We start from the raw sequence: 20,287 nt of genomic DNA on the forward strand, positions 1-20,287 counted from the left end.
CGACCGGCAAGGACGCCTGCGCGATCGGCCGGGACCTGGCCACCTCGGCGTGGGCCCAGCTCCCGGCCCGGGACTAGTGTCCCCCGCCGGAAGTTCGTCACCTGATTCGCCGGCCCAGCTTCCTGCTGGCGGCGTTGCCGGACCGCCCAAACTGGCGCTACGCCACCGAGCCCGACAAGTAACAGCACCGGTACGAGGACGAACCGGCGCCTTGCCAGCAGAAACCTGGACTCGCCGACTCAAGCAACAGACTCCCGGCGGGGGACACTAGCGTCAGTCCTTGCGGTTGGTCAGGGCGAGGCTCGCGCCGAGGCCGATCATCATCAGGCCGCCGGTGCCGCCGATCATCCGCAGGCGGCGCGGGGAGCGCGCGAACCACGTCCTGGCCGTCCCCGCGACGAAGGCCCACACGCTGTCGCACAGCACGGCGATCACCGGGAACAGCGTGCCCAGCACCAGCATCTGCAGCGAGCCGTCGGTGAACTGCGGCAGCACGACCACCAGGAACACGATCGTCTTCGGGTTGGTGACGCCCACCACGACACCGGCACGCAACGCGCGGGCCGGGCCGATGCGCGGAGCCGACTCGACGAGCGCCTCGGTGACCTTGCGGCGGTGCCGGATCGCCTGCACGCCCAGGTAGACCAGGTACGCGGCGCCGGCCAGCTTGATCGCCGTGAACGCTGCGGCCGACCGCTCCACGATCACCCCGACGCCGAACGCCACGGCCACCACCTGCAAGTACGCGCCCGTCGCGTTGCCCACGACGGTGAGCAGCGCCTCGCGGCGCCCGACGGTCAGCGCGCGACCGATGGTGAACAGCACGCTCGGCCCCGGGATCACGATCAGGACCAACGACAGGGCGGCGAACGCGAGGACGTGGCTCGTCGACATCACGATGGAGAGACTAGGCGGGCACCGCCACCACGTCGTCCGATTTTGCCCGCACCAGCACGCCGAGCACGACGACGGTGATCGCGGCGACCGCGGTGACCGTGATCGCCCGCTCCACCAGGCCCAGCGGCACGAACAGCCACCACGGCCCGCCACCGCCGGCCATCCGCACGACGCCGATGAGGATCAGCCCGAACGAGCCGAGCGACGCGAGCCCGAACCCCTGCGCGGCGAGCCGCCAGCCCACCGACGTCGGGAACGCACGCCGCGCGACGACGATCACCGCGAGCGGCAGCGAGACGAACCCGACCACGCTGGCGTAGCGGTGGATCGTCCCGCCCATGCTCGGCCCGACCGTCCAGTCCGTCTTGGTGAACCAGACGATCACCAGCAGGCTCAGTGTCCACAGTGCACCCAGCGCGGTGCAGCCGGAGAGCGGGCGGATGACCCCCTGCCTTACCAGGACGCCGAAGGCCAGCACCGAGCCGATGGCCACGAGCAGCACGGCCACGTCGAAGATCCACTTGTTCGGCCCCAGCGCGTACTGGCTGAGCGTGCGCCGGACCGGGCTGATCTCGTTGGTCGGCGGCAGCACGTGCAGCGCCAGCATCAGCACCACCCCGGCGACCAGCGAGCCGAGGCTCGCCAGCGCCACCGCTCTTCCCGAGGACATGCGTTCGACATTAACGAGCGAAGGTGAGAGAAAGGTAAGAAGACAAACCGGACGAAGTCAGCCGCGGCCGTCGATCAGCACCGCGATCCCGTCCAGCAGCCGCGCGAGCCCGAACACGAAGTCCTCGTCGGGCAGCTCCTCCGCCGGCTCGAACACCTCGGCGTCGAGCACCTCGCGCAGCGCCGGGAACTCCGCGGGGTCGGTGAGCGCGCCGAGGATCTTGCCGTAGTTGGCGAGGATCCCGATGGCCGTCGGGTCACCGGAGGACAGTGCCGCGTCGATCTGCGCGCTCAGCATCGCCCAGCTGCGGGTGTAGCTGGTGAGGGTCAGGATCACCGACATCTTCTCGCCCGGATGCAGCGGGGTGCCCGCCAGGCAGCGCAGCCCCTGCTCGAGGAACGTGATCGTGTTGGGCGTGACCGGCGGCCCGCTGATCGGCACCTGGAGCACCCACAGGTGCCGGCGGTACGCGGCGAGCTCGGCCCACGACCACCGCTCCAACCCGGGACGCCAGCCGTCGTCGCCCGCGACCTGCGGCATCGGGCCGAGCGCGGCGTCGACCATCAGCGCGAGCAGCTCGTCCTTGGCCGAGACGTACCGGTAGAGCGCCATCGCCGACGTGCCGAGCTCCTTCGCGACCCGGCTCATCGACACCGCGCCGATCCCCTCGGCGGCGGCGACCGTGACCCCTGCGGCCACGACCCGCTCGAGGCTCAGGGCCGCCTTCGGCCCCTTGGTCGGCCGCGCCCGCACGCCCCAGGCCAGCTCGAAGCTGGCCGGGAGGCCGGTGCCGCTCTCACTCATCCCTGGTTCCTACCCCGAGCCGGCATCAGGGAAAAACCCCGATGCACTGTTTACGCCTTACGCATTAAAGTTTACGTCATACGCAGTGCGCGCTGTGGTTCACGAGCTGGTCCCCCGAACATCCTGAGGAGAGGGAATCCCCATGCCCGACGAGCCAGCCATCGAGGCTACTGGCCTCGAGAAATCCTACGGCGAGGTGCGGGTGCTTCTCGGCGTCGACATCCGGGTGCAACGTGGCAGCGTGTTCTCGCTGCTCGGCCCCAACGGCGCCGGCAAGACCACCATGGTGCGCATCCTGTCCACGCTGCTGCGCCCGGACGCCGGCACGGCCCGCGTGGCCGGGTTCGACATCGTCGAGCAGCGCGCGCACGTCCGCCGCAGCATCAGCCTGACCGGCCAGGACACCGCGATCGACGAGCTGCAGACCGGGGCGGAGAACCTGCGGATGATGTCGCGGCTGTGCCGGCTGCCCAAGGCGCGGGCGCGGGCCAGGGCGAACGAGCTGCTCGAGCAGTTCGACCTGACCGACGCCGCCGACCGCAGGGTCAGCACCTACTCCGGCGGCATGCGCCGGCGGCTCGACCTGGCCGCGAGCCTCATCGTGCGACCCGCGGTGATCTTCCTGGACGAGCCGACCACCGGCCTGGACCCACGCAGCCGGCAGGCGGTGTGGGAGGTGGTCACCGACCTCACCCGCGCCGGCGTCACGATCTTCCTGACCACCCAGTACCTGGAGGAGGCCGACAGGCTCGCCGACCGGGTCGCCGTGGTCGACGGCGGCAAGATCGTCGCCGAAGGCACCTCCGCGGAGCTCAAGGCGCAGGTGGCCGGGCACCGGCTGGACCTGACCGCGGCCGACCGGCCCGCGTTCGGCGAGCTGGTGCGCGCGCTCGGACCGCGAGCCGTCCAGCCGGTCGACGACCGGCTCGCGGTGTCCGTGGCCACCGACGGGAGCGCCGGCCACGTGCGCGCGCTGCTCGACGAGCTCGACCCGCACCGCCGCACGGTCGCGCGGTTCACCGTGCACAGCGCCACCCTCGACGACGTCTTCCTCGCCCTGACCGGGCACCCGACCGAGCCCGCGAAGGAGACCGCCGATGTCTGAGCTCGTTCTCGCCCGCCCCGCCTCGTTCGGCGGCGACGCGCGCGTCATGATGGCCCGCTCACTCCGGCTGTCCCTCCGCAACATGGACGCGTTGTTCACCGCGCTGTTCCTGCCGGTCATGCTGATGCTGCTGTTCGTGTACCTGTTCGGCGGCGCCATCGAGACCGGCACCGAGTACGTGACCTATGTGGTGCCCGGCGTGATCCTGCTGTGCGCGGGGTTCGGCTCCTCGCTCACCGCGGTCGCCGTCACCCAGGACATGAACGGCGGCATCATGGACCGCTTCCGGTCCATGGACATCGGCGGCGCCGCCGTGCTGGCCGGGCACGTGGTGGCGAGCATCAGCCGCAACCTGCTGTCCACGGTGCTGGTGCTGGCGGTGGCGTTCCTCATCGGGTTCCGGCCGCAGGCCGACCCGCTCGACTACCTGGCCGCGGTCGGGGTCCTGCTGCTGTTCGTGCTCGCGTTCTCGTGGGTGTCCGCGGCGGTCGGGCTGATCACCCGGTCGGCCGAGGCGGCCGGCGGGTTCACGTTCTTCGTGATGTTCATGCCCTACCCGAGCAGCGCGTTCGTGCCGATCGACACGATGCCGTCGTGGATCCACGGGTTCGCCGAGCACCAGCCGTTCACGCCGGTGATCGAGTCGATGCGGGGTTTGCTGCTGGGGACGCCGATCGGCGACTCCGCCTGGCTGGCCGCCGCGTGGTGCGGCGGGATCCTGGTGGTCGCGGTGGCGGCCTCGGGCTTCCTGTTCCGCAGGCGGATCTCCTGACGGGAACCGACCCGGCTCGGGCCACGTCCACGCGACATGAGACGGATGTGGCTCGTCATGGCCCTCTTCGCCCTGCTCGCGGGGTGCGGCGGCGGAACATCGGGCCAACCTCGGCCGAGAGCTGAACAGCTCTCGGCCGAGGTGCTGTCGTTCGACCCGGGTGGCTGGGCGCCACGGCGGGTGGCGGCGCTCAGCGACGCTCCGATCCATCTCGGGGCGTTCCTGAGCTGGTACGGCGGTGCCGACCCGGACGCCGAGGCTCCTGAGGTCACCGCGGAGCCGGACACCACCTACCTGGCGGCCACCGACTCGACCGGCTGCCGGGCACCCGAGACGGTGCAGGTGTGGCGGACCGGTACCGATCTCCAGGTGCGGTTCGTCGGCGGCGCCGACCACGAGGAGTGCGTGCGGGCGGTCGGCCCGGTCGCCTACCTCGCCGTGCCGGCCCGGCAGGTGCGCGGCGTCCGCACGATCGGCGGGGACCTGCCCGCCGACGCCGCCGGTCCTGGCCGGCTGACCGACTTCGTGCCGCTCGGCACGGTCCGGCTCGACCCGGCCGCGGCCGAGCTCGGCGACACCGCCGCCCTTCGCGACCGCCTCGCCGCCGCGGGCGCCGATCCCGGTCCGGCGCTGGACCGGCCGGTGCCGGCGGGCAGCCGCGGCTTCGCGTTCGTCCTGGCGGGCTGCGCGGACACGGCCGCGGTGCTCCTGCTGGGCGACGGGCGGATCACCGCGGACCTGACCGGTGGCGAGGGCACGAACTGCGACGCGGCCGAGTACTACCTGGCGACCTTCGATGTCGACGCCGAGCTGGTCCCCGACGGCGCCGTGCCGGTTCGCTGACCCGTGCGCCGGATACGACGCGGCCGCACGCCGTCGATTCGAGGAGGCCGGCGGCACGGTCTGCTGGTAAGCGACGATGGCTCCCGGCCGGGACGTCCGGTTGGGAGCCATCTGCGTGCGCAGATCAGCTCAGCGCGCGGAGGTCCTGCGCGGCCCGTTGGATGATGTGCCGTGCCTCCGCACCGGTCGCGGCGACCGACCAGAGCGCGTCCGCGATGCGGCCGTAGAGCGCGACGTCGGTCGGGTCACCGGTAGACGCGTCGTTGTGCAGCGTCTCGACGAGTACCTGGTCGTCGTCGAGGACGCAGAAGCCGTGCAGCGCCGGGACGGGCAGTACCGTGTTCATCGGGACGATGCCGAGGCGCACCGACCGGAGACCGTCCAGCGCGATCAACCGATCGAGCTGCGCGGCCATGACTGCCCGGTCGCCGATCGGGTGCCGTAGCGCGAACTCCGAGGTGAGCAGCTCGATCGTCTTCGTGGAGTCGTAGAGCACGGACTGGCGCAGCATGCGGACGTGCACCGCCTGATCGGTGTCGTGCGGGGTGTTGCGGACGTCGGCGAGCGACCGGAACACGGCGGCGGCGTACTCGGCCGTCTGTAGGAGTCCAGGGACGAGGACGAGGTCGAACTGACGGATCGAGCTGGCACGCTGCTCCAGGGACGCCATGTCCTCCTGGACGGCACGGTGACCCGCGGCGGCCTGACGGGACCAGCGTGCCTCGTCGGCTCGAATCGACCGTAGGACGCCGCGCAGTCGATCAGCCTCGACTGCCGCCGTGCCGGTGAGGTCGCACCACGTGACGATGTCGGCGTCCGTGATGCCCTGCTTGCCGGTGAGGATCCGCGACACCTTGCTGGGCTGCCACCTCGCCGCCTGCGCGAGCTGGCGGCCGGACATGCCGGCGGCGCGCAGCATGACGGCCAGTTCGTCGGCGAGTGCGATCCGCCGCTGGTCCAGATCGGTCAAGGGGCCTTCCGCGTGCTATTTCTGGTAGGTCAGGAGGTACCGCTGGTGCGGTACCGCGCGTGGCCAGATCAGATCACGCCACGCGACGTGACGGTTGACCACCTCCGGTGCGACGCTCACGCGGGCACCGACGAACCGGCCGGCGGCGTCGAAGTCGAGGACGGCAACAACATTGTCGTCCACGAGGTAGTAGTCGTAGGTCGGCATGCCCACGTCGGCCGCGTCCGACGGGGTGACCCAGCGGACGTCCGCGCCGGCCTCGACGTTCATGTGGGTGAAGTCGAGCTGCATGCGCAGGTACTCGGTGAGGGGCTCGGTCAGCAGCCGAGCGCGTCCGAACCGAACGCCTCGCCGACGCAGTCCCTGGACGTACTCCACCCAGGGACGGTCGTCCTCGGGGTCACGTCCAAGGCCGTCGCGCCAGCGGCTCAACAGGGTCGCGTCGATGGTGGAGTAGTCGCCTCGGCACTCCCACCGCCACATCGCGCCCCTCGCGGCGTCGAGCAGCGCGTCGACCTGGTCGGGCTCGACCCTGTTCCACGTCGTCGTCACTCGATGGGGTCCGCGAACCGCAGCAGGGCGGCGGGAATCTCGACGACGGTCCCGTCGCCGAGGCAGGTCGGTGAGCGACCGAGCTGTGCGAACGCGCCGACGCACCGTTGCGTGACCGTTGCTATCACTGTTCATATGTTGCTCAGAGCTGACTGTCTCGCCCTGGGAGTTCGCGATGTTCCCGCCTGATGACCTGCTGCGCTCGGTCGCGCATTACGTCGAGCGCGTGGACAGCACCGCGCCGACCCCCGAGCAGGTCGACCTGGTCGTCGAGCTGGGCGCGCTGGCCCGCGCGATCGTCGAGCACTACCGGCGCGTCATGGCGCGCGAACCGGAGGACTGGTCGGCGCTCGCCGACGCCCTCGGCGGTGCGGTCAAGGCGTGCCGCCGGCAGGTCTTGACCGTCTTGGACGACGTCGGGGACTCGGGCGCTCGATAGTTCGGCTGCTGCTACGACGATGGACGTAACCGGACGGACCGGCCCGAACACGTCGAGCCAGGGCATTACGGCCCCGGACGTGACCGGTCGACCTGGCCACATCTGGTACTGCCAGGTGCTACTCCTCCAGGGTCAGGAACGTCGTGTCCCCGTCCTCGTAGACAAGGATCTTTCCCGGGGCCCAGCTCAGCCGCATGCCGTCAGACGCGGCGAAGCGGTCGGCGCTGCGCAGCTCCCTCGGCTCGCCGCCCGGTTCGGCGACGACCTTCAGCTTGCCGGGCATCTCCACGTACGCGATGGCGTCGCCGTCCGGAGCCCAGGTCGGGTAGCCGACCTTGCCGTCGGCCACCCGGACCGGGTCGCCGCCGCCGGCCGGGACCACCCTGGCCATTCCGCCGCCTGTCTGGTCGTACGCGCTGTACGAGGCCATCGAGTCGACCAGGAGCGACTCGCCGTCCGGCGAGAACGAGAGCAGCATCCGGTCCTCGCCCTCCTTGCCGGCCATCAGCGTGTCGGGGTCACCGCCGGTGATGCTCGCCGCCATCACCTCCGGGCCCTGGTTGCCGCACGCCCACGCCACCCGGCCGGTCGTCCATGCCAGCGCCACCAGCTGCGGGGTCGCGCAGTCGACCTCGCGCAGGATGTGCACGTCGCCGCCGTCCGCGGCCACGGTCATCAGGTGCATCCGGTCATCCTTCGCGGCACCACCGCGGGCGAAGCGGATCGTGCCGCCGTCCGGGGACCAGGACGGCAGGACGTCGACCTTCGCGTCCGGGTCCGGCTCGAACAGGTCGTACTTGTCCACGCCGTCGTCGGTGAGGTTGCGCAGCTCGCCGGACTCGATGTCGAACACCCACACGTCCGGCTCCAGCAGCAGCCGCCAGAAGTCGTCGGTGAACACCAGGTGCTTGCCGTCCGGGGACCACTCGGCCCGCTGGATGTCCGGGTGCGCCTTGTCGCGGTCGACGCACTTGCGCTGGGAACCGTCCAGCGCCGTGACGCACATGTCGCCGAGGTGCAGCAGCCGGGTGCCGTCGGGCGAGAGCCGCATCGCGCCTTCCGCCGCGACCGGCTGGGTGCCGGTGACCCGCAGCGACTCCACGTCGACCGGGTGGCCGGGCAGCGGCATCCCGGCGCCACCCACCGTGGGCGAGCAACCGGCGAGCACCAGACCAGCGACGACGAGCACGACCCTGCGCACCACGACCACCTCCGACGACAGCACGAAGCCGGCCCGATGGTCTCACCCGGCCGGCTTCGTGGCGTGCTGGTTCGCCTGGGCGTTAGCGGAAGGACACCTCCAGTGCACCGTCCTTGGCCACGTCCGCCCGGACCTCCGTGCCGCGCGTGGTCCGCACGACGTCGTAGTCGACCGCCCGGCCGTCGAAGGTCACCCGGGTCGGTTCCGCGCCCGCCGGCAGGACCGCGCCCACGGTCAGGTCCGCGCGAACCCGGTGCAGCGACACATCGGTGCGGAGCTTGGTGCCGTGCAGCTTCACCTCGACGTCCACCGAGCCCTTGCCGACCTGGATGTCCGACCCGCTGATCCGGGTCTGCCCGTCGGGCAGCTGCGGGACCACCGAGAGCCGGCCGTTGCCGAGATCCGGCGACACGCCGAGGTGCTGGTGCACCACCGGCCACAGGATCCCGTAGGCGCCCCAGGCCTGCAGCGACATCGACCGGTCGTAGAACGGCCGCTCGATGTTGGCCACGTTGTCCGGCGACGGCACGATCTCCGGCATCGCGCCCGGTGTCTCCCACACGCTCGGGTCCAGCTGGACCCTGGCGTTGCCGGTGGTGTAGGTCCGCTGTGGACCGAGCCGGCCGAAGTTGCCCTCGGCCACCGCCATCACACCGGTGTTCAGCGTGAACGTCGCGCGCTCGCTCTTCACCGTGGACACCACGCTGTCGCAGGACGGGCCGGGGTTGCCCTCCGGCGCCGAGGTCGGGCCGCTTCCGGTGTGGTAGAGCCCGAACTCACCGGTGTAGCAGTCCTTCTCCCGCTGGGCCAACGCCGTGGTCCCGTGGTCCGGCGAGGCGAGTGGGGCGCCGCCGGGCAGCTCGATCTCCATCGGGGTCACACCGGTCCAGTGCCGCTGGAAGACCGGGGCGTTGTCGTTGGCCGGGTCGGTCGGGTCGTCGATCGACTCGGCATAGGCGTTGGCGTCACCGCCTGCCCACCACGTCGCCTCGAACTCCGACTGGATGTCGGCCGCCCGGTCCCGGGCCCACGTCTCCGTGGCGCCGTCACCCTTGCTGGCCGCCATGTCCGCGAGGTCGAGCAGGCCACGCACGAAGTACGCGGTACTGTCCAGCTTCTCCTCACCCATGCCGGGCCGCTCGACGTTGCCGAGGCCCTCGAGCCAGCCGTCGCCGTCCGCGTCCAGGTTCTCGTCCACGTACCGCAGGTTGCGGACGGTGAAGTCGTACAGGTCGTCGCGGAACCGGTCGTCGCCGGTCCAGCGCCACACCAGCGCCACGGCGCTCGGGAACTTCACCGTCTCGTCGGTGTTGCCCGCGTCGTCGTTGGCTCCGAAGTAGACATCGCCGGTGTGCACGACCTCGTGCACGAGCTTCCCGCTGCCCGCGTTGACGATCTCGCTGACGTCACGCAGCCCGCGCAGGTGCGCCTTGATCGGCTCGAACTGGCCCGCGGCCACCGCGGCGAACGCCGTGTACTCGCCGTCGGTGCCGAACATCCAGGGATAGTCCGGGAAACCGGCGCCGAACCAGCGGGCCTCGGCCAGGGTGCCGGCGGGCGCCGGGTAGGCCCGGCCCTCGTCGACGTCCCGCAGCCGCAGGCCGTGCGACTCCTGCACGGAGTCGGCGAGGTTCTGCTTGCTCCACTCGACGCTCTGCTGCAGCAGCCGGTCGCCCGGCAGGTCGACCTTCGTGTGCCCAGCCGTCGCCAGCCGCCCGTCCACCTTGGACCGCAGCAGGCCGACCGGGTTCTTCGTCGCCTTGGCGAACTCGGCCCGCGCCGCGACCGGGCCCTGGTCCGAGCCGGCCACGGTGAACCACAGGGTGGTCGACCGGCCGGGCTTGAGCGACACGTCGTAGTTCAGCCGGCCGCCGGTGCCCTTGCCGAAGGCAGAGTCGTCGCAGTGCGCGGGAGCGGTGCCCTCTGCCGGGCAGACCACGGCCGGGTCCTGCGGACCGCGGTGGTCCGGGCCGAGCTCGTGGCCGCTCGGCCGGGCCGAGGAGCCGACCACCGCGGCGTAGTCGTGCGCGCCGGTGCCGGGCGAGGTGCCCTGCTCGCGGAAGGTCAGCGTGCCGTTCGCGTAGCCGCCGGTGTCCGGCAGGTTCACGTCGGCCGCGCTGGGTGTCGTCCAGCCCCACGGGTAGTTCGGCATCAGCTCGGAGTGCGCGTCCATCCCGAGCCGCACGGTGCGCCGCGAGTCGCTGCGCAGGGTGACGCCGATGACGTTGGCCCGCACGCCGTCCGGCGCGAAGTCGATCCGGTCGACCCGCAGGCCGTCCTGGTCGGCGTAGTCGAACCGGTGGTAGCCCCAGCCCGCGGTGTAGCGGGTGGCGGCCACGTCCGCGCCGAGCCAGGAGTCGTCGACGGCGAACCAGATGCCGTCGAGCAGCTTCACCGGCGGCGTCCAGATGCCGCCCATCTCACCCCGGATGTGCCAGCCGGAGGCCGGGAACAACCCGGTCTCGTCGCCCATGGCGATCGCCCGGTCACCGGTGACCAGTGCCCGGCGGTCGGCCAGGCGCGTGGTCTCCGACAGCTCCACCAGTCTTCGGCCGGCCAGCGCACCTCCCGCGAAGGAGTCCGCGCCTCCTGCCGGCGCCGCCGCGGCGACCGGGACGTTCAGCGCGGTGGTGGCCAGCGCGGCCAGGACTAAGACGGCTTTGCTCCTCATGACTTCACGCCTCCAGCAGTCAGGCCGGCGATGATCCGGCGCTGGAAGATCAGGACCACGATGACCAGCGGCACGGTCACGATCACACCGGCCGCCATCTTGGTCCCGAACGGACTGTCGAACCCGGAGATACCGGTGAACTGCGAGATCGCGACCGTCGCGGTCTTCATCTCCTTGTCGTTGACCATGGACAGGGCGAAGATGAACTCGTTCCAGGCCGCGATGAACGTGATGATCGCGGTGGTGAACATGCCCGGCGCGGCCAGCGGGAGGATCACCCGGCGGAACGCCTGGCCGCGGGTCAGCCCGTCCACCATGGCCGCCTCCTCCAGCTCCTTCGGCATCTGCCGGAAGAAGGTGGCGAGCGTCCACACCGCGAGCGGCAGCGCGAACGAGAGGCTGGGCACGATCATCGCCTGGTAGGTGTCGATCCAGCCGATCTCGGTGAACAGCTTGAGCAGCGGCACGACCAGCGAGATGCCGGGGAACATCGAGGTCGCGATGATGATCCCCGCGGCGACGTTCTTGAACCGGAAGTTCAGCCGGGCCAGCGTGTACGCCGCGAAGGTGCCGATGATCAGGGTGGCGACGGTGGTCACGCCGGCCACCACGACGCTGTTGAGCAGCGACCGCCAGAAGCCGACGTCCGGCCCGAACACGGCCTCGAAGTTCTCCGTCGAGAGCGGGCTCGGGAAGAAGGAGTTCTCACCCTGGTCGTTGGGCCGGCGGAACGCCGACACCACCATCCAGTAGAAGGGCGCGAGACAGTAGAGGACGATGACCAGGATGCCGAGGTTCAGCAGCCAGCGCCGGCCGGCGGGCGCGTTTCCGTTCGTGCTCACGCCTCCACCGCCTGTGCCTTGGCCCTGCGCTTCTTGGCGTCCTTGTCCCGCACTCTCGCCTCGCCGATGAGGTCAGCGCCGAGGATCTTGACGAACGTGTAGGCGACGATCGCGACGTAGAGGAACAGGATCGTCGCGTAGGCCGCGGCAGGCCCGTAGCGCACCTGGTTCGCGTCCTCGAAGGCCAACATGGACAGGGTCTCCACCGACTGCTTGCGTGGTCCGATGAGGACGTAGGGCAGGTCGAAGATGCGCAGCACGTCCATGACCCGGAACAGCATCGCGACCAGCAGGGCCGGCTTCACCAGCGGCAGCGTGATCCGCCAGAACGTGCGCCAGGTGCTGGCACCGTCCACCCTGGCCGCCTCGTAGACGTCGTTGGGGATCATCTGCAGACCGGCCAGCACGAGTAGCCCGACGAACGGCGCGGTCTTCCAGGTGTCCGCGATCAGCACCGCGATCTTGGCCTGGAAGCCGTCGGTGGTCCAGAGGATCTGGGTGTTCAGAATCTCGTTCGCGATGCCGTCCGCCTGGAAGATCCACTGCCACAGCAGCGCGGACATCGCGGTCGGCACCGCCCACGGCACCAGGATGCTGGCGCGCACCATGCCTCTTCCGCGCAGCGCGTGGTGCATCACCAGCGCCATCGCCACGCCGAGCACGACCTCGATCGCCACCCCGACCACGGTGAAGAACGTGGTGTTGAAGAAGGCGTTCCAGAACCGGTCGGCGACCTCGCCTGAGAACACCGCCGAGTAGTTGTCGATGCCGACGAACTTGTCGCCCTCGACGACGAACCCGCTCTCGTCGAGGCCCCCCTCCTTGCGGTAGAGCGACTCGCGGATGGCGGATACGAGTGGGTAGACGATCACCAGCGCCAGCACGACGAAGGTGGGCGAGAGCAGCCCCAGGGCGAGGCGCCCGTGGCGCTGTGGGCTGGTGGTTGCGTTCCCGCCGGCGGCGGGCGCTAGGGCAGGCGCGGTCACGACGATCTCCCGTTATGTGGTCGGGGGGAGGTCCGGCCGGGCGGCGTTTCGCGCCGCCCGGCCGAACACCTCGCCGTTATTCCGCGGTCAGCTCTTCGAGCTTGGTCTGGAGGTCCGACAGCGCCTGATCGACCGGCTTCACACCGGTCATCGCGCCGTACGCGGCCTCCTGCATGGCCGCCGTGACGTCGCCGTACTTGACGACCTTCGGCCGCGGCATCGCGTTGTCGATCGATGCCTTCAGCGTCGGCAGGTACGGGAACTTCTCCTTCAGGTCCGCCTCGTCGTACAGCGCCGACAGGGTCGGCGCCTGCGAGGTGGCGACCAGGTTGGACTTCTGCGCCTCCTCGCTCGAGAAGAACTTGATGAAGTCCAGCGCGGTCGCCTTGTTCGGGGCGAACGCCGAGATGGCGAAGTTGTGCCCGCCCAGCGTGGACACCCCAGGGCCGTCCTTGCCGGGCAGCGGGGCCACGTCGAACTTGCCGGCCACCGTCGACGAGCCGTCGGTGGCGTTGGCCAGCGCCCACTGGTAGGGCCACTGGCGGTGGAAGATCAGCTGGCCGTCCTGGAACGCGCGGCGGCCCTCCTCCTCCTTGTAGGTGATCGCGGCCTGCGGGAACTCACCCGAGTCCAGGCCGTTCACCAGGAAGTCGAGACCCTCCTTGGCCTCCGGCGAGTTCACCGTCGGCTTGCCGCTGTCGTCGACGATGGTGCCGCCCGCGGACTGCACGGCCTCGGAGAAGTTCACCGTGAGGCCCTCGTACTTGTCGAACTGGCCCGCGTAGCAGCCCATGCTCTTGGCCTCGGGAAGGGCCTTGACCTTGTCGCAGGCCGCCTTCATCTCGCCCCAGGTCTTGGGCGGCTCGGCGACGCCCGCCTTGGTCAGGAGGTCCTTGCGGTAGAACAGCATGCCGCCGTCGGAGTAGATCGGCACCGCGTACAGCTTGTCGCGGTACAACGCCGTGTCCACGGCCGGCTGCAGGAAATCGTCCAGCTTGAACTCGTCCTGCGGCAGCTCGACGACCCACCGGTTCGCGGCGAACTCGGCGGTCCAGATGACGTCGAGGTTCAGCACGCTGAACTCGTCGGACTCGACCTGGGCGTTCTGGATCATGCGGTTCCGCTGCTCGTCAGCGGCCTCCGGCAGCTCGGTGATCGTCACCTTCTCGTCGGGGTGCTCGGTGTTCCACTGGTCGATCAGCTTCTGCATGTTGCCCGACGTGTCCTTGCCGGTCGCGAACGTGATCGGTCCGCGACCCTCCAGCGCCGGCGCGGCCCCGCCACCACCGCCGCCGGTGTCGCCGCTCCCGCCGTCGTCACCGCACCCGGCCAGTACAACGGCCGCTACGGCAAGCAAGGCGGCAGTGCGCGCCCTTGCTCCAGCACTCATTTCTGTTACTCCTGTCGATCCGTGACTGCACCGCACCTTGCTATTTCCTGCCACGTGGAACAAGTGCACAGTCAAGGGCTACCTGAATGGGCGCATGAGGACACCACGGATCGGGCCACGGCCGGGCGAACTTCCGCCCCCGCGCGGGTCCACCGTTGAGTCATCCTCGACTCCCTACGCCGGTCCACATCGGACCCAGCATTCGATGCGACTGCCTAACCGACGGCACAATCTGCCACTTGATCGGTTAATGGCGGACGAGTCTGGACCAGCCCGAGCCTTGACGTCAAGCCCGACCCGACCGCATCCGACCGAAGGGAGGCCTGGTGGCCACCGAACAGCCCACAGGCAACAACCCCGACCTCATTCCGACACCCCCTCGTGGCTTTCCGCCACCGGTTCCGGCACCGCCGAACAGGCGTGGGACCGCGCTCAATCGCCGGAATCGTGGGTTTGGTCGTCGGTGGCGTGCTGGTAGGTGGCGCTTGGTTGCTATTCGGCAACGATGGTGCATCGTCCTCGCCGATTTCCGCGCCGGACCGGCTTTCCGATTACGTGAAGTACGGCAACGCCGACGTTTTCGCCGACAACGACAACGGCCGGGAGATCGCCGGGCGCCGCGAGGACTGGGACCGGCGCAGCTCGGAGCGACTCGCCGCGGCTCACGACGGCGCGGGCGCGTTCGTTCAGTCCTACACCGACCAGGAGGCCGAGAACACGTTCATGCTGGAGGTCGCGCGGGCGCCGGTCCCGTCGCCGCCGTACGTGCCCTACTCCGACCCGAAGGACCTCGGCATGGAGCGCCCGACCGAGGAGCTCCGCGAGTTCGACGAGGTGTCCTGCCTGATCCGCAACGACCCGAGCCAGAGCTACGTGACGACCTGCCTGCGCACCGACGACGACCTGACGGTCCAGGTCAGCCACGTGAGCGGCGACCTGCTCCAGGACGCCCCCGCAGTGGCCGACCTGGTCGACGCGGCCTGGCAGGAGCTGGCCTAGCCGTCACGTGCGGCGCGGTCCGATGCCCTGAACGACGCGCACGGGACGTTGAACGTCCCGTACGCGTCGTTCAGGGCATGTCGAAGCGGGCGATGGCGCGCTCGTCGAGGCTGCCCAGGTAGACCGTGCCGGCCACCTCGCGCACACCCGTGACCATGTGGAAGTCGGGGCTCGTGCCGTGGAAGTCGTGCACCGTCTCGCCCGTCGCGAAGTCGACCGCGCGGGCCCAGACCACCCGCTTCTCCTTGGGCTGCAACGCGTCGGGCAGCGCCCAGACGGCCTTGCGCAAAGCCGGGTGCAGCCGGCTGGAGATGTCGAGCGCGAGCACCCGCGGGCTCGCCATGGCGATCCAGATGAGGCCGTCGGAGCCGGTGGCGATGTTGTCCGGGAAGCCGGGCAGCCCGGCGACGAGCACCTCGCGCCGGCCTTGCCGGTCACCGGTCAGGTGGACCTTGTCCAGCTGGTACAGGCCGGTCTGCGCCACGACCACGGCCGACTCGTCGGTGGCGAGCGCGACGCCGTTGGCGAAGTGCAGGCCCTCGAGCAGGGTCTCGACCGAGCCGTCCGGGTCGCGGCGCAGCAGCCTGCCGGTGCCGCGGTGCTCGAGCAGGTCGGCCTTCCAGTACCGCAGGTCGAAGCGGCTGGTGGAGTCGGTGAAGTAGACGGTGCCGTCCGCGGCGACCGCGGCGTTGTTGCAGACCCGCAGGTCAGGCCCGCTCTCGACGAGCACCTCGAGGTCGCCGCTGACCCGCTCGACCAGCAGCAGGCCACGGTCCGAGTCGCACACGAGCAGCCGCCCGTCGGGGTAGGCCTCGATGCCCAACGGCCGCCCGCCGGTGTCGGCGATGGTGTCGAGCCGCCGCCCGTCCTGGGTGAGCCGCAGGATCCGCCCGTCGTCGACGCCGGTGAACACGTTGCCCTTGTCGACGAGGACGTCCTCGGTGCCGAACCCGTTGACCTGCACCACGGTCAGCGGCGGCAGCGTGCCCTTGGTGGGTCTGCCCGCCACCTTGGGCGGCTGCCACACGACCGGCTCGATTCGGGGACGACGCATACCCACTGCCTACCAGGATTCGGCCGCGCGTGCCGAGGTTCACGGGCTCGGGTCGCAGACGGCCCGGCCGTACCGGCCGAGTGCGGCCCGCAGCTCACGCGTCTCGCGGAGGCGCGCGGGCCCCGCGCCGCTCGTGCCCGACCGGGAACACCCGGAAAACCCCGGAAACACCGTGACCGAGCCGGCCGAGCACCGGGTACTCGCCTGTCCGCACCGGGTCCTCGGTCCGCGGGGACCGCACCGGCCGCACCCTACCTGTCCGGTCACCGGTAGCTGAGCAGTTCGCGGCGGTCGCCCTCGAAATGGCCGAGCTCGTTGAACGACAGCAGGCTCACCCCGGACCGGCCGCGCACGAGCTTGGTGATGCCGGCGTTGGCCATCGTCCGGTTGAGCGCCAGGTAGCCCGACGGCGGCGTGTTCAGCAGCCGCGCGCACACCGCGCTGATCACCCCGGCCGAGGTGAACACCAGCGCGCTCCCACCCCGCGGCAGGTCGTCGAACACCTCGTCGACCGCGGCCACCGTGCCGCCGGCGAACTCCGCCCAGGTGCCGCTGACCCCGGCGGTCGAACCGCCCTCGAGCCACCCCCGCAGCGCCTCGTCCAGCAGCTCCTGGAACCGCCGGGCCGAGGCGGCCCGGTCCGACGGGTCCGCCGCCTGACCCTGCGGCACGAGCCCGAGGTGGTCGTACTCGTTCCACCGCGGGTCCTGGCGCACCGGCAGGTCGAGCCCGGCCGCGGGCAGGCACGCCGCGGCGGTGGCGAGCTGGCGGCGCAGCGTCCCGGCCCACACCGCGTGCACCGGCACCTCGCGGCGGCGCAGCTCGTCGCCGAGAACCTTCGACTGGAGCTCGCCGGTGGGCGAGAGCACGTCGTAGTCGGCGGTGCCGAACGAGGCCTGGCCGTGCCGCAGCAGGTAGACCGCGCCCATGTCAGCCGGCCCTCACGTCACGCCATCGCCGTGCGGCAGCGGGCGTCGAGGTACTCGATGAACCGGCCGAAGTGCTGGAACGCCGGGTTGTGCGTCTGTCCTTTTTGGAACCGGTAGTAGATCTGCTGCATGATCACCGCGAGCCGGAACTGGCCGAACACCTCGTAGAACGTCCAGTTGTCCGCGGACAGGCCCATCCGCTCGCAGTAGTGGTCGACGAGCTCGCGCCTGGTCGGCATGCCCGGCAGGTGCGACGGCTGCCGGCGCAGCAGCTGCGCCACCTCGTCGTCGTCGGCCTGGATCCAGTACGCGACGCTGCCGGCGAGGTCCATCAGCGGGTCGCCGAGCGTGGCCATCTCCCAGTCGAGCACGCCGGTGACCTCGAGCGTGCCCGGCGCGTCCAGCACGACGTTGTCGAAGCGGAAGTCGTTGTGTATCACGCAGATCTGCACGTCGCCTGGCTGGTTGGCAGCCAGCCACGCCATGACCTCCTCGGCGTCCGGCACGTCCGGGGTACGGGCCTTGCGGTAGCGGTCGGTCCAGCCGGCCACCTGCCGCTCGACGTAGCCCGCGCCCTTGCCGAGGTCGGCGAGGCCCGCGGCCTCGGCGTCGACCTGGTGCAGCTCGATCAGCCGGTCGAACACCCGCAGCGCGAGCGCGCGCGCGTCCGTTTCGGACAGTGAGATGCCGTCGGGCAGGTCGCCACGCAGGATGATGCCCTCGATCCGCTCCATCACGTAGAAGTCCGAGCCGAGCACCGACGGGTCGGTGCACAGTGCCAGCACGTTCGGCACGTACGGGTAGACCGGCCGCAGCTGCCGCTGCACGCGGAACTCGCGCCGCATGTCGTGCGCGGACTTGGCCTTCTGCCCGGCCGGCGGGCGGCGCAGGATCAGCTCGCGGTCCGCGAAGCGCAGCAGGTAGGTGAGGTTCGACGCGCCGCCGGGATACTGCCGCACCTCGCGCAGCTCGCCCACTCCGTCCATCGAGGACCTGAGCCACGCGAGGACCGCGTCGGTGTCGAACGCGTCCTCCGCGCGCAGCTCCCCCGGCTGGTCCCGCAGGGTCGTCATGAACCCTCCCGTTCCAAGCTGGACCGAAGTCGTGACCAGTACGTGCGCACCTGGCCGTCGACGAGCCGGGGCTGGAGCCGCTTCATCCGCGCGGAGCGCCGTCCGTCCGGGTGGGTCAGCACCAGGAAACGCTTGCGGGCCACCGCATCGACCACCTGCTTGGCGACGTCCTCCGCGGTGACCTTCGACGAGCGCATCAGCTTGTCCATCAGCACCGCGAGCCCGGGGTCGGGGCTGCGCAGCCGGTCGCCGAGGTTGGTGCGGAAGTACGCCGGGCAGACCACCGTGGTGAGCACGCCGTAGGGCTCGAGCTCGTAGCGCAGCGTCTCGGACAGCGAGATCACCCCCGCCTTGGTGACGTTGTAGGAGCTCATCGCGGGCAGGTTCATGATCCCGGCGAGCGAGGCGACGTTCACGATGTGCCCGGCGTGCTGCTCCTTGAACAGCGGCACGAACGTGCGGCAGCCGCGCACCACGCCCTTGAGGTTGATCTCCCAGATCCAGTCCCAGTCCTCGATGCTGATCCGCTCGAACCGCCCGCCCGCGCCCACGCCGGCGTTGTTGACGAGCACGTCGAGCCCGCCCCAGTCCTCCCGGCACCTGTCGAGCGCGGCCTGCCAGCCCTCGTCGGTGGTGACGTCGAGAGTGAGCGGAACCTGGCCCAGCTCCTTGGCGACCGCCTCCGCGGCGCCCGCGTCCACATCGGACACCAACACCTGGGCGCCGCCGCCCGCGTAGCGCGTCGCGATCGCCTTGCCCAGCCCGGACCCCGCGCCGGTGACGAGCACCCTCACCTGGACTCCTGGACGTAGGGGGCGAGCTCGAAGCGGGCCACGAGGTTGAGATGCACCTCGTCGGGACCGTCTGCGAGCCGCAGCGACCGGGCACCCGCGTAGGCGGCGGCCAGCGGGAAGTCCTCGGACACGCCGGCGCCGCCGTGCAGCTGGATGGCCATGTCGATCACATCGAGGGCCATGGCCGGCACCGCGACCTTGATCTGCGACACCTCGCTGCGCGCGCCGGCAAGGCCCTCGGTGTCCAGGAGCCACGCGGTGTGCAGGACGAGCAGCCGCGCCTGGTTGATGGCGATGCGTGCCTTGGCGATCCGCTCCCGGTTGCCGCCGAGGTTGGCGAGCGGCTTGCCGAACGCGACCCGCTCGGTCGACCGCGCGCAGGCCAGCTCCAGCGCCCGCTCGGCGAGGCCGATCAGGCGCATGCAGTGGTGGATGCGCCCCGGCCCGAGCCGGCCCTGGGCGATCTCGAAGCCGCGGCCCGGCCCGGCGATCACCGCGGACAGCGGCAGCCGCACGTCGGTGAAGGTGACCTCGCCGTGGCCGTAGGGCTCGTCGTGGTGGCCGAACACCGACAGCATCCGCTCCACCTTGACGCCGTCCGTGTCGAGCGGGACCAGGACCATCGAGTGCCGCTGGTGGCGCTGTGCCTCCGGGTCGGTGAGCCCCATGAAGATCACGAAGCCGCAGTTGGGGTGGCCGACGCCGGAGCTCCACCACTTCCGGCCGTTCAGGACGATCTCGTCGCCGTCGACGGTCGCGGTGGCGGCCATGTTGGTGGCGTCGGAGGAGGCGACCCCCGGCTCGGTCATGCAGAAGGCGGAGCGGATCTCCCCGCGCAGCAACCGCGCGAGCCACCGCTTCTGCTGCTCCTCGCTGCCGTACTGCACCAGCACCTCGGCGTTGCCGGTGTCCGGCGCGTTGCAGTTGAAGATCTCCGGCGCGAGTGCCGAGCGGCCCATCTGCTCGGCGAGCGGCGCGTACTCGGCGTTGGACAGCCCGGCGCCGCCATGTGCCTCCGACGGCAGGAAGAGGTTCCACAGCCCCTGCCCGCGAGCCTTGGCCTTGAGCTCGTCGACCACGGGGAGGACGACCCACGGGTCCTTGCTGGCCCGCAGGGTGCGGTGGTAGTCGGCCTCGACCGGCTCGATCTCCGCACGGATGAAGTCGCTGACACGCCGCAGGTAGTCGGCCGCCTTGGCCGAGTGCGAGAAGTCCACAGCTCAGCACCATAGGCGGAAAACGCCGCTTCCGGGTCGGTGGAACCACCAGGAAGCGGCGTTTTCAGCCGTTGGTCAA

The 20,287-nt window shown here is 70.6% G+C and carries 22 protein-coding genes; 5 read left to right on the forward strand and 17 right to left on the reverse strand.

Going from position 1 to position 20,287, the window contains the following annotated elements; genetic code table 11:
• Positions 1–273 precede the first annotated feature (273 nt).
• Genes GEV28_RS04180 through GEV28_RS04190 form a run of 3 tightly spaced genes read right to left on the reverse strand, consistent with a single transcriptional unit; the run spans position 274 to position 2,371 of the window.
• Positions 274–897 (reverse strand): LysE family translocator, encoded by a 624-nt coding sequence (locus tag GEV28_RS04180; RefSeq protein WP_291408751.1) that lies wholly within the window; start codon positions 895–897, stop codon positions 274–276.
• A gap of 10 nt (positions 898–907) precedes the next feature.
• Positions 908–1,567: a DUF998 domain-containing protein gene (locus GEV28_RS04185; RefSeq protein ID WP_291408753.1), complete on the reverse strand. Its 660-nt coding sequence runs from the start codon at positions 1,565–1,567 to the stop codon at positions 908–910.
• 57 nt (positions 1,568–1,624) lie between these two features.
• Positions 1,625–2,371, reverse strand: coding sequence for a TetR/AcrR family transcriptional regulator (locus GEV28_RS04190; RefSeq protein ID WP_291408755.1), 747 nt, complete (start codon positions 2,369–2,371; stop codon positions 1,625–1,627).
• A gap of 142 nt (positions 2,372–2,513) precedes the next feature.
• On the opposite strand from GEV28_RS04190, the gene GEV28_RS04195 reads away from it, so the two are divergent.
• The 3 genes from GEV28_RS04195 to GEV28_RS04205 are packed head-to-tail and all read left to right on the forward strand — an operon-like array spanning position 2,514 to position 5,091.
• Entirely contained in the window at positions 2,514–3,476 is a 963-nt protein-coding gene (locus tag GEV28_RS04195) for an ATP-binding cassette domain-containing protein (RefSeq protein ID WP_291408757.1), read from the forward strand.
• Positions 3,469–4,248, forward strand: coding sequence for an ABC transporter permease (locus tag GEV28_RS04200; protein ID WP_291408759.1), 780 nt, complete (start codon positions 3,469–3,471; stop codon positions 4,246–4,248). The genes GEV28_RS04195 and GEV28_RS04200 overlap by 8 nt, the downstream gene beginning before the upstream one ends.
• A 57-nt stretch (positions 4,249–4,305) precedes the next feature.
• Complete coding sequence (locus GEV28_RS04205; protein WP_291408761.1) at positions 4,306–5,091, forward strand: hypothetical protein; 786 nt, start codon at positions 4,306–4,308, stop codon at positions 5,089–5,091.
• Between the two features lie 124 nt (positions 5,092–5,215).
• Here GEV28_RS04205 and GEV28_RS04210 read toward each other — a convergent pair whose 3' ends face one another.
• From GEV28_RS04210 to GEV28_RS04220, 3 genes are read right to left on the reverse strand one after another with little or no spacing between them, the layout of a single operon-like run.
• Positions 5,216–6,061, reverse strand: coding sequence for a helix-turn-helix transcriptional regulator (locus GEV28_RS04210; protein ID WP_291408763.1), 846 nt, complete (start codon positions 6,059–6,061; stop codon positions 5,216–5,218).
• Between the two features lie 15 nt (positions 6,062–6,076).
• Positions 6,077–6,613, reverse strand: coding sequence for a DUF6879 family protein (locus GEV28_RS04215; protein WP_291408766.1), 537 nt, complete (start codon positions 6,611–6,613; stop codon positions 6,077–6,079).
• On the reverse strand, positions 6,610–6,741 hold the full coding sequence (locus GEV28_RS04220) for a hypothetical protein (RefSeq protein WP_291408768.1): 132 nt from the start codon (positions 6,739–6,741) through the stop codon (positions 6,610–6,612). Before GEV28_RS04220 ends, GEV28_RS04215 begins: the two co-directional genes overlap by 4 nt.
• A 47-nt stretch (positions 6,742–6,788) precedes the next feature.
• Here GEV28_RS04220 and GEV28_RS04225 point away from each other — a divergent pair, with 47 nt between their 5' ends.
• Complete coding sequence (locus GEV28_RS04225) at positions 6,789–7,052, forward strand: hypothetical protein (protein WP_291408770.1); 264 nt, start codon at positions 6,789–6,791, stop codon at positions 7,050–7,052.
• A gap of 118 nt (positions 7,053–7,170) precedes the next feature.
• On the opposite strand, the gene GEV28_RS04230 is transcribed toward GEV28_RS04225, so the two are convergent.
• From GEV28_RS04230 to GEV28_RS04250, 5 genes are all read right to left on the reverse strand, one after another.
• Positions 7,171–8,277: a hypothetical protein gene (locus GEV28_RS04230; RefSeq protein ID WP_291408772.1), complete on the reverse strand. Its 1,107-nt coding sequence runs from the start codon at positions 8,275–8,277 to the stop codon at positions 7,171–7,173.
• Positions 8,278–8,335: 58 nt separating this feature from the next.
• Positions 8,336–10,924, reverse strand: a complete 2,589-nt coding sequence (locus tag GEV28_RS04235) for a hypothetical protein (RefSeq protein WP_291408774.1) — start codon at positions 10,922–10,924, stop codon at positions 8,336–8,338.
• Positions 10,921–11,766, reverse strand: a complete 846-nt coding sequence (locus tag GEV28_RS04240) for a carbohydrate ABC transporter permease (RefSeq protein WP_291408776.1) — start codon at positions 11,764–11,766, stop codon at positions 10,921–10,923. The genes GEV28_RS04235 and GEV28_RS04240 overlap by 4 nt, the downstream gene beginning before the upstream one ends.
• Positions 11,763–12,752, reverse strand: a complete 990-nt coding sequence (locus GEV28_RS04245; protein WP_291408778.1) for a carbohydrate ABC transporter permease — start codon at positions 12,750–12,752, stop codon at positions 11,763–11,765. Before GEV28_RS04245 ends, GEV28_RS04240 begins: the two co-directional genes overlap by 4 nt.
• A 76-nt stretch (positions 12,753–12,828) precedes the next feature.
• The gene (locus GEV28_RS04250) at positions 12,829–14,142 is read right to left on the reverse strand and encodes an ABC transporter substrate-binding protein (RefSeq protein ID WP_291408780.1); all 1,314 of its coding nucleotides are present in this window, start codon (positions 14,140–14,142) and stop codon (positions 12,829–12,831) included.
• A 489-nt stretch (positions 14,143–14,631) separates the two neighbouring features.
• On the opposite strand from GEV28_RS04250, the gene GEV28_RS04255 reads away from it, so the two are divergent.
• Positions 14,632–15,141, forward strand: a complete 510-nt coding sequence (locus tag GEV28_RS04255; RefSeq protein ID WP_291408782.1) for a hypothetical protein — start codon at positions 14,632–14,634, stop codon at positions 15,139–15,141.
• A 70-nt stretch (positions 15,142–15,211) separates the two neighbouring features.
• Here GEV28_RS04255 and GEV28_RS04260 read toward each other — a convergent pair whose 3' ends face one another.
• The 6 genes from GEV28_RS04260 to GEV28_RS04285 all read right to left on the reverse strand — a co-directional run bounded on the left by GEV28_RS04260 (position 15,212) and on the right by GEV28_RS04285 (position 20,208).
• Positions 15,212–16,195, reverse strand: a complete 984-nt coding sequence (locus tag GEV28_RS04260; protein ID WP_291408784.1) for an SMP-30/gluconolactonase/LRE family protein — start codon at positions 16,193–16,195, stop codon at positions 15,212–15,214.
• Positions 16,196–16,289: 94 nt separating this feature from the next.
• The gene (locus tag GEV28_RS04265) at positions 16,290–16,436 is read right to left on the reverse strand and encodes a hypothetical protein (RefSeq protein ID WP_291408786.1); all 147 of its coding nucleotides are present in this window, start codon (positions 16,434–16,436) and stop codon (positions 16,290–16,292) included.
• A 22-nt stretch (positions 16,437–16,458) separates the two neighbouring features.
• Positions 16,459–17,124: a histidine phosphatase family protein gene (locus GEV28_RS04270; protein ID WP_291408788.1), complete on the reverse strand. Its 666-nt coding sequence runs from the start codon at positions 17,122–17,124 to the stop codon at positions 16,459–16,461.
• Positions 17,125–17,141: 17 nt separating this feature from the next.
• On the reverse strand, positions 17,142–18,197 hold the full coding sequence (locus tag GEV28_RS04275) for a phosphotransferase family protein (protein ID WP_291408790.1): 1,056 nt from the start codon (positions 18,195–18,197) through the stop codon (positions 17,142–17,144).
• Positions 18,194–18,991 carry an SDR family oxidoreductase gene (locus GEV28_RS04280; RefSeq protein ID WP_291408792.1) on the reverse strand — a complete coding sequence of 266 codons (798 nt, stop codon included), beginning with the start codon at positions 18,989–18,991 and terminating at the stop codon, positions 18,194–18,196. The genes GEV28_RS04275 and GEV28_RS04280 overlap by 4 nt, the downstream gene beginning before the upstream one ends.
• Positions 18,988–20,208 carry an acyl-CoA dehydrogenase family protein gene (locus GEV28_RS04285; RefSeq protein ID WP_291408794.1) on the reverse strand — a complete coding sequence of 407 codons (1,221 nt, stop codon included), beginning with the start codon at positions 20,206–20,208 and terminating at the stop codon, positions 18,988–18,990. Before GEV28_RS04285 ends, GEV28_RS04280 begins: the two co-directional genes overlap by 4 nt.
• Positions 20,209–20,287: the final 79 nt, after the last annotated feature.

The organism is Actinophytocola sp., from assembly GCF_009379765.1.
Classification (GTDB): Bacteria; Actinomycetota; Actinomycetes; order Mycobacteriales; family Pseudonocardiaceae; genus Actinophytocola.

Coding starts and splice junctions, on each gene's coding strand:
- GEV28_RS04185 (WP_291408753.1), bottom strand. CDS start 1,567: ATGTCCTCGGGAAGAGCGGTGGCGCTGGCGAGCCTCGGCTCGCTGGTC.
- GEV28_RS04190 (WP_291408755.1), bottom strand. CDS start 2,371: ATGAGTGAGAGCGGCACCGGCCTCCCGGCCAGCTTCGAGCTGGCCTGG.
- GEV28_RS04195 (WP_291408757.1), top strand. CDS start 2,514: ATGCCCGACGAGCCAGCCATCGAGGCTACTGGCCTCGAGAAATCCTAC.
- GEV28_RS04200 (WP_291408759.1), top strand. CDS start 3,469: ATGTCTGAGCTCGTTCTCGCCCGCCCCGCCTCGTTCGGCGGCGACGCG.
- GEV28_RS04205 (WP_291408761.1), top strand. CDS start 4,306: ATGGCCCTCTTCGCCCTGCTCGCGGGGTGCGGCGGCGGAACATCGGGC.
- GEV28_RS04225 (WP_291408770.1), top strand. CDS start 6,789: ATGTTCCCGCCTGATGACCTGCTGCGCTCGGTCGCGCATTACGTCGAG.
- GEV28_RS04235 (WP_291408774.1), bottom strand. CDS start 10,924: ATGAGGAGCAAAGCCGTCTTAGTCCTGGCCGCGCTGGCCACCACCGCG.
- GEV28_RS04250 (WP_291408780.1), bottom strand. CDS start 14,142: ATGAGTGCTGGAGCAAGGGCGCGCACTGCCGCCTTGCTTGCCGTAGCG.
- GEV28_RS04260 (WP_291408784.1), bottom strand. CDS start 16,195: ATGCGTCGTCCCCGAATCGAGCCGGTCGTGTGGCAGCCGCCCAAGGTG.
- GEV28_RS04270 (WP_291408788.1), bottom strand. CDS start 17,124: ATGGGCGCGGTCTACCTGCTGCGGCACGGCCAGGCCTCGTTCGGCACC.
- GEV28_RS04275 (WP_291408790.1), bottom strand. CDS start 18,197: ATGACGACCCTGCGGGACCAGCCGGGGGAGCTGCGCGCGGAGGACGCG.